16 protein-coding genes are annotated in these 15,650 nt (G+C 66.9%); 7 read left to right on the plus strand and 9 right to left on the minus strand.

What is annotated here, in order from left to right:
- Positions 1-91: 91 nt before the first annotated feature.
- The 3 genes from FAZ11_RS06405 to FAZ11_RS06415 all read left to right on the plus strand — a co-directional run bounded on the left by FAZ11_RS06405 (position 92) and on the right by FAZ11_RS06415 (position 2,874).
- Positions 92-1,486, plus strand: a complete 1,395-nt coding sequence (locus FAZ11_RS06405; protein WP_058759930.1) for a class II fumarate hydratase — start codon at positions 92-94, stop codon at positions 1,484-1,486.
- The gene (locus tag FAZ11_RS06410) at positions 1,473-2,093 is read left to right on the plus strand and encodes an NAD(P)H-dependent oxidoreductase (protein WP_058785224.1); all 621 of its coding nucleotides are present in this window, start codon (positions 1,473-1,475) and stop codon (positions 2,091-2,093) included. The genes FAZ11_RS06405 and FAZ11_RS06410 overlap by 14 nt, the downstream gene beginning before the upstream one ends.
- Before the next feature lie 220 nt (positions 2,094-2,313).
- Positions 2,314-2,874 (plus strand): RBBP9/YdeN family alpha/beta hydrolase, encoded by a 561-nt coding sequence (locus tag FAZ11_RS06415; RefSeq protein WP_058774521.1) that lies wholly within the window; start codon positions 2,314-2,316, stop codon positions 2,872-2,874.
- Between the two features lie 96 nt (positions 2,875-2,970).
- On the opposite strand, the gene FAZ11_RS06420 is transcribed toward FAZ11_RS06415, so the two are convergent.
- A complete protein-coding gene (locus FAZ11_RS06420) occupies positions 2,971-3,582 on the minus strand; it encodes a LysE family translocator (protein WP_058774522.1) in 612 nt (203 codons plus the stop codon).
- Positions 3,583-3,648: 66 nt separating this feature from the next.
- Here FAZ11_RS06420 and FAZ11_RS06425 point away from each other — a divergent pair, with 66 nt between their 5' ends.
- Positions 3,649-4,578 (plus strand): LysR family transcriptional regulator, encoded by a 930-nt coding sequence (locus FAZ11_RS06425; RefSeq protein ID WP_058774523.1) that lies wholly within the window; start codon positions 3,649-3,651, stop codon positions 4,576-4,578.
- Between the two features lie 163 nt (positions 4,579-4,741).
- Here the strand turns inward: FAZ11_RS06425 and FAZ11_RS06430 are convergent, their stop codons facing one another.
- The 8 genes from FAZ11_RS06430 to FAZ11_RS06465 form a co-directional block, all read right to left on the minus strand.
- Positions 4,742-4,957 carry a TOBE domain-containing protein gene (locus tag FAZ11_RS06430; RefSeq protein WP_007163030.1) on the minus strand — a complete coding sequence of 72 codons (216 nt, stop codon included), beginning with the start codon at positions 4,955-4,957 and terminating at the stop codon, positions 4,742-4,744.
- A gap of 23 nt (positions 4,958-4,980) precedes the next feature.
- On the minus strand, positions 4,981-5,790 hold the full coding sequence (gene ssuB, locus FAZ11_RS06435) for an aliphatic sulfonates ABC transporter ATP-binding protein (RefSeq protein ID WP_058774524.1): 810 nt from the start codon (positions 5,788-5,790) through the stop codon (positions 4,981-4,983).
- On the minus strand, positions 5,787-6,575 hold the full coding sequence (ssuC, locus tag FAZ11_RS06440) for an aliphatic sulfonate ABC transporter permease SsuC (protein WP_058774525.1): 789 nt from the start codon (positions 6,573-6,575) through the stop codon (positions 5,787-5,789). Before ssuC ends, ssuB begins: the two co-directional genes overlap by 4 nt.
- Before the next feature lie 12 nt (positions 6,576-6,587).
- Complete coding sequence (ssuD, locus tag FAZ11_RS06445; RefSeq protein ID WP_058774526.1) at positions 6,588-7,736, minus strand: FMNH2-dependent alkanesulfonate monooxygenase; 1,149 nt, start codon at positions 7,734-7,736, stop codon at positions 6,588-6,590.
- Between the two features lie 24 nt (positions 7,737-7,760).
- The gene (locus FAZ11_RS06450) at positions 7,761-8,726 is read right to left on the minus strand and encodes a sulfonate ABC transporter substrate-binding protein (RefSeq protein ID WP_058774527.1); all 966 of its coding nucleotides are present in this window, start codon (positions 8,724-8,726) and stop codon (positions 7,761-7,763) included.
- Positions 8,727-8,740: 14 nt separating this feature from the next.
- Positions 8,741-9,328 (minus strand): NADPH-dependent FMN reductase, encoded by a 588-nt coding sequence (gene ssuE, locus FAZ11_RS06455; RefSeq protein WP_058782214.1) that lies wholly within the window; start codon positions 9,326-9,328, stop codon positions 8,741-8,743.
- 162 nt (positions 9,329-9,490) lie between these two features.
- Positions 9,491-10,129, minus strand: a complete 639-nt coding sequence (locus FAZ11_RS06460) for a peroxiredoxin (protein ID WP_058759920.1) — start codon at positions 10,127-10,129, stop codon at positions 9,491-9,493.
- A gap of 334 nt (positions 10,130-10,463) precedes the next feature.
- Positions 10,464-12,152: an AMP-binding protein gene (locus FAZ11_RS06465; protein WP_058759919.1), complete on the minus strand. Its 1,689-nt coding sequence runs from the start codon at positions 12,150-12,152 to the stop codon at positions 10,464-10,466.
- A gap of 215 nt (positions 12,153-12,367) precedes the next feature.
- Here FAZ11_RS06465 and FAZ11_RS06470 point away from each other — a divergent pair, with 215 nt between their 5' ends.
- Genes FAZ11_RS06470 through FAZ11_RS06480 form a run of 3 tightly spaced genes read left to right on the plus strand, consistent with a single transcriptional unit; the run spans position 12,368 to position 15,647 of the window.
- Positions 12,368-12,766 (plus strand): MerR family transcriptional regulator, encoded by a 399-nt coding sequence (locus FAZ11_RS06470; protein ID WP_058759918.1) that lies wholly within the window; start codon positions 12,368-12,370, stop codon positions 12,764-12,766.
- A 49-nt stretch (positions 12,767-12,815) separates the two neighbouring features.
- A complete protein-coding gene (locus FAZ11_RS06475; RefSeq protein WP_058769186.1) occupies positions 12,816-13,979 on the plus strand; it encodes an isovaleryl-CoA dehydrogenase in 1,164 nt (387 codons plus the stop codon).
- A gap of 60 nt (positions 13,980-14,039) precedes the next feature.
- Positions 14,040-15,647, plus strand: coding sequence for a carboxyl transferase domain-containing protein (locus FAZ11_RS06480; protein ID WP_058785219.1), 1,608 nt, complete (start codon positions 14,040-14,042; stop codon positions 15,645-15,647).
- Positions 15,648-15,650 lie beyond the last annotated feature (3 nt).

The following is a 15,650-nucleotide window of genomic DNA, read 5'->3' on the forward strand; positions in this document are numbered from 1 at the left end:
CCGTTATTTGAGAAGACTTCCTATTTGTGAACCCTGGCGCTAACCTGCTGCCTAACCTTGCTGGACCCACACCTGATACCTGGAGACCGCCATGAGCCGTACCGAAACCGATAGCATCGGCCCCATCGAAGTGGCCGACGACGTCTACTGGGGCGCCCAGACCCAAAGATCGCTGGAGAACTTCGCCATCGGCAACCAGCAGATGCCGCTGGCGGTGGTGCATGCCCTGGCCACGGTGAAGAAGGCGGCCGCGCGGGTGAACCTCTCCCTGGGCGAACTGCCGGAAGACGTCGCCACCCTGATCGAGAAGGCCAGCAGCGAGATCCTCGACGGCTTCCACGACGACCAGTTCCCCCTGGTGGTCTGGCAAACCGGCAGCGGCACCCAGAGCAACATGAACGTCAACGAGGTCATCGCCGGGCGCAGCAACGAGCTGGCCGGCAACGGCAAGGGCGGCAAGAAGCCGGTCCACCCCAACGACCACGTCAATCGCGGCCAGAGCTCCAACGACTGCTTCCCTACCGCCATGCACATCGCCACCGCCCTGGCGGTGCAGAACGACCTGCTGCCCGCCATCGCCGAACTGTCCGGCGGCCTGGCGCTGCAGTCGGCGCGTTACCAGAACCTGGTCAAGACCGGCCGCACCCATATGATGGATGCCACCCCGGTGACCTTCGGCCAGGAGCTGTCGGCCTTCGTCGCCCAGCTCGACCTCGCCGAACGCGCCATCCGCAATGCCCTGCCGGCGGTCATGGAATTGGCTCAGGGCGGCACCGCCGTGGGTACCGGTCTGAACGCGCCCAAGGGCTTCGACGAGGCCATCGCCAAGGAAATCGCCGAACTCACCGGCCTGCCCTTCGTCACCGCGCCGAACAAATTCGCCGCCCTCGCCGGCCATGAGCCACTGGTGGCCCTGCACGGCGGCCTCAAGACCCTGGCCGTAGCCCTGATGAAGATCGCCAACGACCTGCGCCTGCTGGGCTCCGGGCCGCGTGCGGGCTTCGCCGAGGTGAAGCTGCCGGCCAACGAACCGGGCAGCTCCATCATGCCGGGCAAGGTCAATCCGACCCAGTGCGAGGCCTTGTCGATGCTGGCCTGCCAGGTGATCGGCAACGACGTCACCGTCGGCTTCGCCGCCAGCCAGGGCCATCTGCAGCTCAACGTCTACAAGCCGGTGATCGCCCACAACGTGCTCGAATCCATCCGCCTGTTGGCCGATGGCTGCCGCAACTTCAACACCCATTGCGTCACCGGCATGGAGCCGGACGAGCACAAGATGGCCGAGCACCTGGAACAGGGGCTGATGCTGGTGACCGCGCTCAATCCGCACATCGGCTACGACAAGGCCGCCGAGATCGCCAAGAAGGCCTATGCCGAGAACAAGACCCTGCGCGCCGCCGCGCTGGAACTCGGCCACCTGACCGATGCGCAGTTCGACGAGTGGGTACGCCCGGAAACCATGCTGGAAGCCGGTGGCCGTGGCTGAAGCCCGCGGCGCCACGCCGCTGGAAGGGGATGGCCGGCGCCTGCTGGTCATCCAGGGCAATCCCAAGCGCACCAGCTTCTGCCAGTCGCTGGCCGACGCCTATGTCCAGGGCGCCCAGGCCAGTGGCCAGGTGGTGCGCCAGCTCAAGCTGGCCGAGGCCCAGTTCGACCCGGTGCTGCGCGAGGGCTACGACCTCTCGCAGACACTGGAGCCGGATCTGTTGGAAGCCCAGCGGCAGATCCACTGGGCCGAGCACCTGGTGTTCGTCTATCCGGTGTGGTGGAACGGCCTGCCCGCCCTGCTAGCGGGCTTTCTCGAACGCGTCCTGCAACCGGGCTTCGCCTTCGCCCAACGCGACCAGACCTGGGGCGGCGAGCCCCTGCTGACCGGGCGCAGCGCCGAATTGCTGGTCACCTCCGATACCCCACCCTCCCCCTGGCAACGCCTGCGCAACCAGGCACCCCACCGCCAGGGCATCCAGGAAGGCCTCGAAGCCTGCGGCATCCAGGTGCTGCAGGTGCACGAATACTCACCGGTACGGGCGGCCGACGAGGAGCAGCGCTTACGCTGGTTGCAAGAGGTGGAACGGTTGGGGCGGAACGAGTAGGTACGCTAGCGCACCGAGACCCTCGTAGGTTGGGCTGAGCGCAGCGAAGCCCAACGGAGCGGACTCCTTGCTGCCGGCAATGTTGGGCTTCGACGGTGGAGCCGTCTCAGCCCAACCTACGGCCTGAGACTTCGGCATAACCAAAGCGCCTTTTATTCTTTCTCCTGCGGATCATCCGCCGTCACTATCGGCTCTCCCCTTTCGTCCGCGGAGACCCGCCATGACCCGCTATCTCATCCTGCCCGGCTGGCAAGGCTCCGGCCCCGATCATTGGCAGACCCACTGGCAACGCCGCCTGCCGGATGCCCGTCGCGTCGAGCAGGACGACTGGCAACACCCCGACCCGCAGCGCTGGGTGGCCGCTCTCGACCAGGCCATTGCCCAGGCCACCACTCCTGTGGTGCTGATCGCCCATAGCCTGGGCTGCGTGACGGTAGCGCACTGGGCGGCCAGCGCCACGCTCGCGCGGCGGCAACGGGTGCTGGCCGCGCTGCTGGTGGCGCCGGCCGATGTGGAGCGCCCCGGCTGCCCGGCGGAACTAGTGGGTTTCGCCCCACTGCCCCGGCAACCGCTGCCCTTCCCCTCACGGGTGGTGACCTCGGACAACGACCACGCCATCAGCTTGCCGCGGGCCGAAGCCCTGGCGCAGGACTGGGGCAGCGAGCTGGACATCCTGCCGGGTGCCGGGCACATCAATACCCGTTCCGGCCACCGGCAGTGGGAAGAAGGCCTGGTCTATCTGGCCAAGCTGGGTTCGCCCCAGGGATTGCGCGTCGCCTGAGCCCTTGAAGATCGACGGCTCAGTGTCCTGGACCGAACGAAACGCTGAACGCCAACGCAACCTCGCTGCCTAGCGGAGCCCAGCCTGGCCTAGTCGCTAGCGAGCTTCCCGCATGAGCAGCAGGCCGAACCCTATCAGCACGCCGCCACTTAGCCGTTCGAGCCAGGGTCTTAGCGAGAGCACGCGAGCCCGTACCCGCGCCTCCGAAAAGCCGAGCGCCACGAGCGCGAACCAGGCCACGTGGGCACCGGAGATGAACAGGCCATAGCCCAGTTGCACGACCCAAGGGGTAGTCGGCTCGATCACCTGCAGGAACAGGCTGAGGATAAACATCGTGGTCTTGGGATTCAGGGCATTGCTCAGCAAGCCCATACGCAAGGCCGCCCGGCTGGAGGTTGGCCTCGCCTCCATCTCGCGGATGGCGTGGGCACCGGCACCGCGCAACATGCCTACCCCGAGCCAGAGCAGGTAGCCCGCGCCGCAGAGTTTCAAGGTCGCGAACAACCAGGGCGTCCGCTGCAGCACCACGCCCAGGCCGAGCAACACACCGCCCAGGTGAATCCAGGTGCCCAGGCCGATGCCCACGGCGGTCCACAGTCCGGCACGTCGCGACAGCAGCAGACTGTTGCGTGATACCAGCGCGAAGTCCGCGCCGGGGCTGATCACGGCCAGCAAGGTGATGGTGATCACGGCTAGCATTTCCGTCATGCTGGTACTCCGCAGCTCTATGAGAGAAGCGCTCAGGGTAGAGGGCTGGAGACGGAAAAAATAACGATGATTACTGACCGAGATGGTGAGTTGAACTCACCGAAACCCGACAATCGCCTGCCCTCGTTACTAGCCCTGCGCTGCTTCGAGGCGGCTGCGCGTCAGGAGAATTTCACTCGGGCAGCAGCGGAGCTGCACCTGACCCACGGCGCCGTCAGCCGAGCGGTTCGCGGCCTGGAAGACGACCTCGGCCTGGCCTTGTTCGAACGACGGAGTCGACGGGTTTTCCTGACCGACGCCGGTCGCCAATTGGCCCAGGCGGTCCAGCAAGGCCTCGAGGTGATCCGCGAGGCGGTCAGTGAACTCAGGGCCCAGGCACGTCAGCAGCGGCAATGGGTGCTCTCTTGCGAACCCACGCTGCTGATGCGTTGGCTGATCCCGCGCTGGCCGGATTTCCAGGCGCGGCATCCCGAACTCGAGGTGCTGCTGGTCGCGGGGGGTGGCCCCTGCACCTTCAGCGAAGGAATCGACCTGGCTATCCGCCGCGACGACTTCATCTGGCCCGCCACCGTCCAGGCGCAACCGCTGTTCGCCGAATGGGTCGGGCCGGTCTGCCGCCCTGATCGGGCGCCGCTCTGGTTCGCCGAGCCCGCCGCAACTCTTGAGGTAGCGCCACGTCTGCATACCCGCACCCGCCCCACCGCCTGGGAGTGCTGGGCGACGGCAGGCGGACTGAGGCTACCTGAGGCCCCGGAGCTCACCTTCGAGCACTTCTATTTCAGTCTGCAAGCCGCCGTCGCCGGTTTGGGGGTGGCCATAGGTCCCTGGGCACTGGTGGGCGACGATCTCGCCAGCGGCCTGTTGGTCGCTCCCCAAGGCTTCCTCCAGGACGGCTCGCATTACCACCTGCTCAGCGCCAAGCCGATTGCTCCGGGCACGCCACCACAGCTGTTACTGGACTGGCTGCGTTCTCAAGCGCCGCAGCCGCCCGCCTGAATCGGCAATGCCCCCCGCACGTTGAAACGCTAGCCGACTCGAAGCTACAGCACCTCGAATCCGTTGGGCTTCGCTGCGCTCAGCGCCAACCTACAGGCCAAGAACCCCCAAACCCCATAAAAAACCCGCCACCAGGGCGGGTTTCGTCACGACCAAGGCCGCCTCACAGCTTGGCGATGGACACCTCGGTGGATTTTACGAAGGCGATCACCTCGCTGCCCACCTGCAGCTCCAGCTCCTTGACCGAGCGGGTGGTGATGACGGAGGTGACGATGCCGGCGGCGGTCTGGACATCGATCTCGGAGAGCACCGAGCCTTCGATGATTTCCTTGATGGTGCCCTTGAACTGGTTGCGAACGTTGATGGCCTTGATGGTCATGGCAAAACTCCTCGGATGAACGATCAGTAGGCCCAGCGCAGTTGCGTGGGCAGGGGTTGCACGATTTCCGGTAGATCGGGATTGAGCGGCTGCTGCAGCACCCGGGCGAGTACCTCGGCCTCCAGGCGGGCCAGATTGGCGTCGCCCGCGGCGCGGGGACGCGGCAGGTTGACGTCGAGATCCAGGCCGACGTGGCCGTCTTCGATGAGCACCACGCGGTCGGCCAGAGCCACCGCCTCGCCCACGTCGTGGGTGACCAGCAGCACGGTGAAGCCGTGGCGCTGCCAGAGGCGCTCGATGAGTTGCTGCATCTCGATGCGGGTCAGGGCATCCAGGGCGCCCAGCGGCTCGTCCAGCAGCAGCAGGCGCGGCTGGTGGATCAGCGCCCGGGCCAGGGCCACGCGCTGCTTCTGGCCACCGGAGAGCGCCGAGGGCCATTCACCCGCCCGATCGGCCAGGCCGACCGCCTCCAGGGCTTCCAGCGCCTTGGGCTTCCAATCGCCCTTGAGGCCCAGGCCGACGTTGTCGATGATGCGTTTCCAGGGCAGCAGGCGCGCGTCCTGGAACATCAGTCGGGTGTCTTCGCGGTGCTGCGCCAGGGGCTCGTCCTGGCCCAGCAGGTCGCCGCCGCTGGCCTGGTCGAGACCGGCCACCAGACGCAGCAGGGTACTCTTGCCGCAACCACTGCGGCCCACCACGGCGACGAACTGGCCGGCCGGGATATTCAGGTCGATCCCGTGCAACACGGTGCGCTCGCCGAAGGTCTTCACCACCTGTTGCAGCTTGAGGGCGATACCCCGCGCCAGCGGCGGGATGGCTTGGAGATTGGTCATGCGTGGGCTCCCTGCTGATAGGCCGGATGCCAGCGCAGCCAGGCGCGCTCCAGGCCGCGGGCGGCGAGATCCGCCAGTTTGCCGAGTACGGCGTAGAGCAGGATGGCCAGCACCACGACGTCGGTTTGCAGGAATTCCCGGGCGTTCATCGCCAGGTAACCGATGCCGGAGCTGGCGGAAATGGTCTCGGCGACGATCAGCGTCAGCCACATCAGGCCGAGGGCGAAGCGCACCCCAACCAGGATGGACGGCAGCGCGCCGGGCAGGACCACGTGCCAGAACAGCCGCGCCCCGGAGAGACCGTAGCTGCGGGCCATCTCCACCAGCGCCGGATCGACGTTGCGGATGCCGTGGTAGGTATTCAGGTAGATGGGGAAGAACACCCCCAGGGCCACCAGGAACAGCTTGGCCGACTCATCGATGCCGAACCAGAGGATAACCAGCGGGATCAACGCCAGGTGCGGCACGTTACGGACCATCTGCAGGGTACTGTCGAGCAGGCGTTCGCCCCATTTCGACAGGCCGGTGATGAAGCCCAGCGCCAGGCCGATGCTGCCGCCGATGGCGAAGCCGATGCCGGCGCGCCAGCCGCTGATGGCCAGGTTTTGCCATAGCTCGCCGCTCTTGACCAAGGCCCAGCCCGCTTCCAGCACCGCCGCCGGGGACGGCAGGATGCGACTGGACAGTACACCGCTGCTCACCGACACCTGCCAGGCGACGATCAGGGCCACCGGCACCACCCAGGGTGCCAGGCGCTGCAATTGACGTTCGAGGGTGCTGTTCATGCCCGGCCTCCCTCAGCTCTGCGACGCTTTCTGCGGCAGGATGTCGTTGGCCACCATCTCGCCGAAGGGACTCACGTAGTTGGCCCCCTCCACCTGGGTCGGCCGCTTGACCGGCAGGTGCGGGAACAGCAACTCGGCTACCCGGTAGGACTCTTCCAGGTGCGGATAGCCGGAGAAGATGAAGGTGTCGATGCCCAGGGCGGCATATTCCTTGACCCGCTCGGCCACGGTGGGGCCGTCGCCGACCAGGGCGGTACCGGCACCACCACGGACCAGGCCGACCCCGGCCCAGAGGTTGGGAGCGATTTCCAGGTTGTCGCGGCGGCCCTGGTGCAGGGCGGCCATGCGCTGCTGGCCGACCGAATCGAAGCGCGCGAAGGCGGCCTGGGCCTTCTCGATGGTGGCGTCGTCCAGGTTGGCGATCAGGCGGTCGGCGGCCTTCCAGGCCTCTTCGTTGGTCTCGCGGACGATCACGTGCAGGCGGATGCCGAAGCGCACGGTACGCCCCAGGGCGGCCGCCTTGGCCTTGACCGCCTCGATCTTCTCGCGCACCGCGTCGAGCGGCTCGCCCCAGGTCAGGTACAGCTCCACCTGCTCGGCGGCGAGATCCTGGGCAGCATCGGAGGAACCGCCGAAATACAGCGGCGGACGCGGTTGCTGCAGCGGCGGATAGAGCAGTTTGGCGCCCTTGACCTGGATGTGCTTGCCTTCGTAGTCCACCTGCTCGCCTTCCAGCACGCGGCGCCAGATGCGGGTGAACTCCACCGAGGCTTCGTATCTTTCGCTGTGGGACAGGTGCAGGCCGTCGCCGGCCAGTTCGTCCGGATCTCCGCCGGTGACCAGGTTGAACAGCGCCCGGCCGCCGGAGAGGCGATCCAGGGTCGCCGCCTGCCGTGCCGCCACCGTGGGCGAGATGATTCCCGGGCGCAGGGCCACCAGGAACTTGAGTTTCTGGGTGACCGGGATCAGCGAGGCGGCCACCAGCCAGGAGTCCTCGCAGCTGCGACCGGTGGGGATCAGTACCCCGCCGAAGCCCAGGCGGTCGGCGGCCTGGGCGATCTGGGTCAGGTAGCCGTGGTCGACCGCGCGGGCGCCTTCGGCGGTGCCCAGGTAATGGCCATCGCCGTGGGTCGGCAGGAACCAGAAGATATCGAGACTCATGGGGCGTTCTCCAGCTAAGCGAAATCAGGGTTTGGCGGCGACGGTCTGCAGACTGGCGGGCGGGGTCCACACCACGTCGCGGATGACCAGCGGCTTGGGAATCAACTTGAGGGCAGTGAAGGCGTCGGCGATCTTCTGCTGCTGCGCGGTCACCTCGGGGGTGATGAAGCGCGCGCCGTAGCCCTGGCGCTTGACCACGGTCAGGGCGGTATCCAGCGGCAGGTTGAGCAGCGGCGCCACCTGGGCGGCCACCTCGTCCGGGTGGGCCTTGGCCCAGTCGCCCACCGAACGCACCTCGTCGACGATGGCGCCGACCTGCTCGGGATGGGCCTTGGCGAAACTGCGGGTAGCCAGATAGAACTGGTGGTTGTCGGCCAGGCCCGTGGCATCGGTCAGGGTACGGGCATGCAGCTGGGTCTCGGCGGCGGCCTGGTAGGGATCCCAGATCACCCAGGCATCCACCGCGCCGCGTTCGAAGGCAGCGCGGGCATCGGCGGGCGGCAGGTACACCGGCTGGATGTCCTTGTAGTCGATACCGGCCTTGGCCAGTGCCTGCACCAGCAGGTAGTGGACGTTGGAACCCTTGTTCAGGGCGATCTTCTTGCCCTTGAGATCGGACAGGGAATGGATCGGCGAATCCTTGGGCACCAGGATGGCCTCGCTGGTGGGCGCCGGCGGTTCGTTGGCCACATAGACCAGATCGGCACCGGCCGCCTGGGCGAATACCGGCGGCGTCTCGCCGGTCACGCCGAAGTCGATGCTGCCGACGTTGAGGCCTTCGAGCAGCTGCGGACCGCCGGGAAACTCGGTCCACTGCACCTTGACGCCATCCTTGGCCAGGCGCTTCTCCAGGGTGCCGCGGGCTTTCAGGGTGATGAGGGTGCCGTATTTCTGGTAGCCGATACGCACCACCTCTTCCGCCTGGGCGAGGCCCGCGGCCAGGGTCAGCAGGGTGACCGCGAGAACTGAACGCTTGAACGAAAACTGCATGGATAACGCTCCGATCAGATACCCCAGCGTGCCTGGCCGATGCGATCGGCCAGCAGCTCGGGGGTCAGGGGCTGGGGACGTCGCGCCAGGGCGGCGTGGAATTGTTCGAGGGATTCGTAGAGGCGTTGCTCCAGCGCCGGGACCAGGGCCACGCCGGTCTCGGTGTAGCTGACCTGGCTGTCGTCGGCGAAGACGCCATTGAGGATTTCCTGGGCCTTGAGTGCCGAGAGCACCGGCTTGAGCGCATAGTCGATGGCCAAGAGGTGGCCGCTGGAGCCGGCGGTGGCCAGGGGTAGCACCACCTTATGGGTCAGGGCGCGCTCGGGCAGCAGGTCCAGCAGGGTCTTGAGGGCGCCGGCCAGGGAGGCCTTGTACACCGGGGTGGCGATCACCAGGCCATCGGCGGCCTGCAACTGGGCGATCAGCTCCACCACCGGCGGACTGTCGAAACGGGCACCGATGAGATCGGCAGCGGGAAAGTCCTGGATGCGCCAGCGCGACAACTCCACGCCACGCGCCTGCAGCCAGTTCGCCGCCAGATCAAGGACGCCGCTGGAGCGCGATCGCGCTGCCGGACTGCCTGCCAAAGTCACCACCTGCATCGCCGTCTCCTGGATAAAAAGAGCGGTGTCGCGCCGCTCGAAAAAGGAATGAGCGGACCTTAGCAGTGGGTGTTTATTCCCTAAAAATACCCTTTAGGCACTTGGTTATAACCAGAAAAACAAAACCCCGGCCTGGGCCGGGGTTGCTTGTCACGGAATATTTCAGCGATTGGGCTGCGGCGTCAGGCGCAGATAGGGTTTGACCGCGGTGTAGCCCTTGGGAAAGCGCCGCTTGAGCTCTTCCTCGTCCTTGAGCGAGGGCACGATGACCACGTCGTCGCCATCCTTCCAGTTACCCGGAGTGGCCACCTTGTGGTTGTCGGTGAGCTGCAGGGAATCGATCACCCGCAGGATCTCGTCGAAGTTGCGCCCGGTACTGGCCGGATAGGTGATGGACAGGCGCACCTTCTTCTGCGGATCGATGACGAACAGCGAACGCACCGTCAGGGTGTCGTTGGCATTGGGATGGATCATGTCGTAGAGGCCCGCCACTTTACGGTCGGCATCGGCCAGGATGGGGAAGCCCACGGAGGTGGCCTGGGTCTCCTCGATGTCCTTGATCCAGCCCTGGTGGGATTCCAGGCCGTCCACCGACAGGGCGATGACCTTGACGTCGCGCTTGGCGAATTCGTCCTTGAGCTTGGCGGTCAGGCCCAGCTCGGTGGTGCATACCGGGGTGAAGTCGGCCGGATGGGAGAAGAGCACACCCCAGCTGTCGCCCAGCCACTCGTGGAAGCGGATGCGGCCCAGGCTGGAATCCTGTTCGAAATCGGGGGCGATGTCGCCCAGACGGATACTCATTGGCAGTTCTCCTGATACAGGTAGGGATGAAGGCACTATGCCGCCCGCCGCGCACGGCGGGAAAGATCGGATCGCGCTGTGGTTATAACGCGAAAGACCGAGCAGGCCGACCCCTGGGGGACGCCCCCTCGCCTATCGGACCACGCCCAGGCCGCCAGACTCCCGCCCTCCCCGCCCAGAGCCTGTTCAAAGTCTCGCGAGCTAAAGACAAACAAGGCGAAAATGCCTGAGGAAGCGGAGTTTACGGGTAGTAAATGAGCATTCCGACGGGGCTGGCCTTCCAGGGCATTTTCAACGCCGTTTGGCCGACGCGCAGCAGACTTTGAACAGGCTATCAGAAGTTGTCCAGGCGCCCCTCGGCCAACAGCGCCAGGCTGAGTTCGCGCATGCGGAATTTCTGGATCTTGCCGGTCACCGTTAGCGGAAAGGCCTCGGCGCGATGGAAATGCCGCGGCACCTTGAAATGGGCGATGCGCTCGCGCGCCCAGTCGCGCAGGTCCGCGCCACTCACCGCCTGGTCGGGATGCAGGCGCACCCAGGCCACCACTTGCTCGCCATAGCGCGAGCAGGGAATGCCGATCACCTGGACATCGGCGATGGCCGGATGGGTGAAGAAGAATTCCTCCAGTTCGCGCGGATAGATGTTCTCCCCGCCGCGGATGATCATGTCCTTGCTGCGCCCGAGGATGCGCACGTAGCCCTCGGCATCCATGGCTGCCAGGTCGCCGCTGTGCAGCCAGCGGCTGGCGTCGAGGATCTGGGCGGTGGCCTCGGGCTGGTTCCAGTAGCCCAGCATCAGGCTGTAGCCCCGGGTGCAGAGTTCACCGATGGCGCCCCGCGGCACGATGCGGCCGGCGGCGTCGACCAGCTTGGTCTCCAGGTGCGGCTGGGTGCGCCCGACACTGGTCACGCGCCGCTCCAGGTCGTCGTCCGGACCGGTCTGCAGGGATACCGGGCTGGTCTCGGTCATGCCGTAGGCGATCTGCACTTCGCGCAGGTGCAACTCGGCGATGACCCGGCGCATGACCTCGATGGGACAGGTCGAGCCGGCCATGATCCCGGTCCTCAGACTGGACAGATCGAAGTCGCCCCGGCGCGGATGATCGAGCAGGGCGATGAACATGGTGGGCACCCCATAGAGCGCGGTGGCGCGCTCCTCGGCCACCGCCGCCAGGGTCGCCAGGGGATCGAAGGCCGCCTCCGGATAGACCAGGGTGGTGCCGTGGGTCAGGGCGCCGAGATTGCCCATGACCATGCCGAAGCAGTGGTACAGCGGCACCGGCACCACCAGCCGGTCACGCGCGGAAAGGCCCAGGCTCTCCCCGACCAGGTAGCCGTTGTTGAGCAGGTTGTAGTGGCTGAGGGTGGCGCCCTTGGGCAGCCCGGTGGTGCCCGAGGTGTACTGGATATTGGCGGGATCGTCGAATTCCAGGGTCGCCTCGCGCTCGGCCAGGGCGGCGGCCGCTACCTCGGCGGCCCGCGCCTGCAAGGCTGGCCAGGACAGGAAACCCGCCGGCGGGTCGGTGGCCAGGCTGATCACCCCGCGCAACTCGGGCAGGTCGGCGTTGCGCAATTCGCCCAGCGGCGTCGTGGCCAGTTCGGGGAGCAGCTCCTGCAGCATCCCTTGGTAGTCGGAGGTCTTGAAGGCGGCGGCGCAGACCAGCCAACGGCAGCCGGACTGGCGCAGGCTGAATTCCAGCTCGCTGCGGCGATAGGCCGGATTGAGGTTGACCAGGATGGCACCGACCTTGGCACAGGCGAATTGGGTGATGCACCACTCCGCGCAGTTGGGTGCCCAGAGGCCCAGGCGATCGCCGCGCTGCAGGCCCAGGGCCAACAGGCCACGGGCGGTGCGCTCCACCGCCTCGGCCAGTTCCGCCCAGGTGAATCTGAGCCCCTGGTGGCGGACCACCAGCGCCTCGCCCTGGGCAAAGCGCCGCGCGGTGGCATCGAAGGCCGCGCCCAGGGTCATGGCCAACAGCTCAGGCTCGCGGCTGCCGCAGGTATAGCTCAGGTGTTCCATGGTCGCCTCTTGTCGTTGTTTTGCGCCAGGGTGCCGCCGACCTCCGCAGAGACGGCGCACGGAATTACCTTTACGGAAACGTAAAACAGTCGCTGCTGACTGTCCAGCCCTGGGCAGCGCGTGCCGATCGGTCTGCCAGTGCCAGCCAAGTCCCCTTGACGGCCCGTGAACGGCAAGCCTACCTTTACGTAAAGGTAAAGCAACCAGAGTCGTCGATGGCCAAGACCTACAGCATTTCCGAACTCGCCCGCGAGCTCGACATCACCACCCGCACCATTCGCTTCTACGAGGAGCAGCAGATGCTTTTTCCCGAACGGCGTGGCCTGGAGCGCATCTTCAGCGCCAAGGACCGGGTGGCACTCAAGCTGATCCTCAGGGGCAAGCGCCTGGGCTTCTCCCTGGGCGAGTGCAAGGAACTGATCGACCTCTACGACCCCAGCAGCGGCAATCGCCGGCAGCTGGAGACCTTCATGCAGAAGATCACCGCGCGCCGTGCCCAACTCCAGCAGCAGTTGCTCGACATCCAGCAGATGCAGCTGGAACTGGATACCGCCGAGGAGCGCTGCCTGGCGGCCCTGGCCGATACCGAACGCGGGGTGGTGGGCCAGTCCTAGCCACCTACCCGCCCTCGCCGACCGACAACAACAATGATGGAGGCGCCCCTTGTACTATCCCAGCCTGAACTTCGCCCTCGGCGAGACCCTGGATCTCTTGCGTGACCAGGTCCGCCAGTTCGTCGCCACCCAGGTGGCGCCCCGCGCCGCCGCCATCGACCGCGACAACGCCTTCCCCAACGACCTCTGGCGTCAATTCGGCGACCTGGGCCTGCTCGGGGTCACTGTCCCCGAGGCCGACGGCGGTGCCGGCCTCGGCTACCTGGCCCACGTGGTGGTGATGGAAGAACTCAGCCGCGGCTCTGGCGCCGTGGCGCTGTCCTACGGCGCCCACTCCAACCTGTGCGTCAACCAGATCAACCGCAACGGCAGCGCGGAACAGAAGCGCCGCTACCTGCCCAAACTCCTCAGCGGCGAGCACATCGGCGCCCTGGCCATGAGCGAGCCCAACGCCGGCTCCGACGTGGTGTCCATGCGCCTGCGCGCCGAGCGGCGGGGCGATCGCTTCGTACTCAACGGCAGCAAGACCTGGATCACCAACGGACCCGACGCCCAGGTCTACGTGGTCTATGCCAAGACCCAGCCGGACCAGGGGGCCCATGGCATCACCGCCTTCATCGTCGAGCGCGACTGGGCCGGTTTCAGCCGTGGTCCCAAGTTCGACAAGCTGGGCATGCGCGGCTCCAACACCGGCGAGTTGTTCTTCGACGACGTCGAGGTGCCGCTGGAAAACGTGCTAGGCGAGCTGGACGGTGGGGTGCGGGTGCTGATGAGCGGCCTGGACTACGAGCGGGTAGTGCTCGCCGGCGGGCCCACCGGGCTGATGCAAGCCTGCCTGGACGTGGTGCTGCCCTATATCCACGAGCGCCAGCAATTCGGCCAGAGCATCGGCGAATTCCAGCTGATCCAGGGCAAGGTGGCCGACATGTACACCGAGCTCAATGCCTGCCGCGCCTACCTCTATGCCGTGGCCCAGGCCTGCGACCGCGGCGAGACCACGCGCAAGGACGCCGCCGGGGTGATCCTCTACAGCGCCGAACGTGCCACGCGGATGGCCCTGGAAGCCATCCAGATCCTCGGCGGCAACGGCTACGTCAACGACTTCCCCACCGGGCGCCTGCTGCGCGACGCCAAGCTCTACGAGATCGGCGCCGGCACCAGCGAGATCCGCCGCATGCTGATCGGTCGCGAACTGTTCAAGGAAACCCGCTGAGCGCGCCCGGCGCCGCTTGTCGAGGCCACCTGTCGAGGCCAACTATGGAGGAGAGTGTCGATGGCCATCCTGACCACCCAGCTGGACCCCCGCTCGGCGGATTTCGCCGCCAATCGCGCGGCCCTGCTCGCCCAGGTGCAACAATTGCGCGAGCTGCTGCTGCGCATCCAGGCCGGCGGCGGCCCCCAGGCCCAGGCGCGGCACAGTGCCCGCGGCAAGCTGCTGCCGCGCCAGCGCATCGATCGCCTGCTGGACCTGGGCTCGCCCTTCCTGGAGATCGGCCAGTTGGCCGCCCATGAGGTCTATGGCGAAGAGGTGCCGGCCGCCGGACTCATCGCCGGCATCGGGCGCGTCGAGGGCGTGGAGTGCATGATCGTGGCCAACGACGCCACGGTGAAAGGCGGCAGCTACTATCCACTGACGGTGAAGAAACACCTGCGCGCCCAGGCCATCGCCGAGCAGAATCGCCTGCCCTGCCTCTACCTGGTGGATTCCGGCGGTGCCAACCTGCCGCGCCAGGACGAGGTGTTTCCCGACCGCGAGCACTTCGGGCGGATCTTCTTCAACCAGGCGCGGCTGAGCGCCCAGGGCATCCCCCAGATCGCCGTGGTGATGGGCTCCTGCACCGCCGGCGGCGCCTATGTGCCGGCCATGAGCGACGAGACCATCATGGTGCGCGACCAGGCCACCATCTTCCTCGCCGGTCCGCCGCTGGTGAAGGCCGCTACCGGCGAGGTGGTGAGCGCCGAGGCCCTGGGCGGCGCCGACCTGCATTGCCGCACCTCCGGCGTGGCCGACCACCTGGCCGAGGACGACGCCCACGCCCTGGCCCTGGCGCGCCGCTGCGTGGCCAATCTCAACTGGCACAAGCTCGGCCAGTTGGCCCAGCGCCCGGCGCGACCGCCGCGGCTGCCCGCCGAGGAGCTCTACGGCGTGATCCCGGCCGACACCAAGCAGCCCTACGACGTACGCGAGGTCATCGCGCGCCTGGTGGACGATTCGGAATTCGACGAATTCAAGGCGCTGTTCGGCACCACCCTGGTGTGCGGTTTCGCCCACCTGCACGGCTATCCGGTGGCTATCCTCGCCAACAACGGCATCCTCTTCGCCGAGGCCGCGCAAAAGGGCGCGCACTTCATCGAGCTGGCCTGCCAGCGCGGCATTCCCCTGGTGTTCCTGCAGAACATCACCGGCTTCATGGTCGGCCAGAAGTACGAGGCCGGCGGCATCGCCAAGCACGGCGCCAAGCTGGTCACCGCGGTGGCCTGCGCCGAGGTGCCCAAGTTCACCGTGGTCATCGGTGGCAGCTTCGGCGCCGGTAATTACGGCATGTGCGGGCGCGCCTACGATCCGCGCTTCCTGTGGATGTGGCCCAATGCGCGCATCGGCGTCATGGGCGCCCAGCAGGCCGCCGGGGTGCTGGTGCAGGTCAAGCGCGAGCAGGCGGAGCGCGCCGGCCAGGCCTTGAGCACCGCCGACGAGGCCGCGCTGGCCGCGCCCCTGGTCGAGCAGTACGAGCGCCAGGCCCAGGCCGTCTACGCCAGCGCCCGCCTGTGGGACGACGGCGTGATAGATCCCGCCCAGACCCGCGACGTGCTCGGCCTGGCGCTGTCCGCCAGCCTCAACGCCGCCATCCCGCCGACCCGCTTCGGCCTCTTCCGGATGTGACGC

The organism is Pseudomonas rhizoryzae (assembly GCF_005250615.1).
GTDB lineage: Bacteria > Pseudomonadota > Gammaproteobacteria > Pseudomonadales > Pseudomonadaceae > Chryseomonas > Chryseomonas rhizoryzae.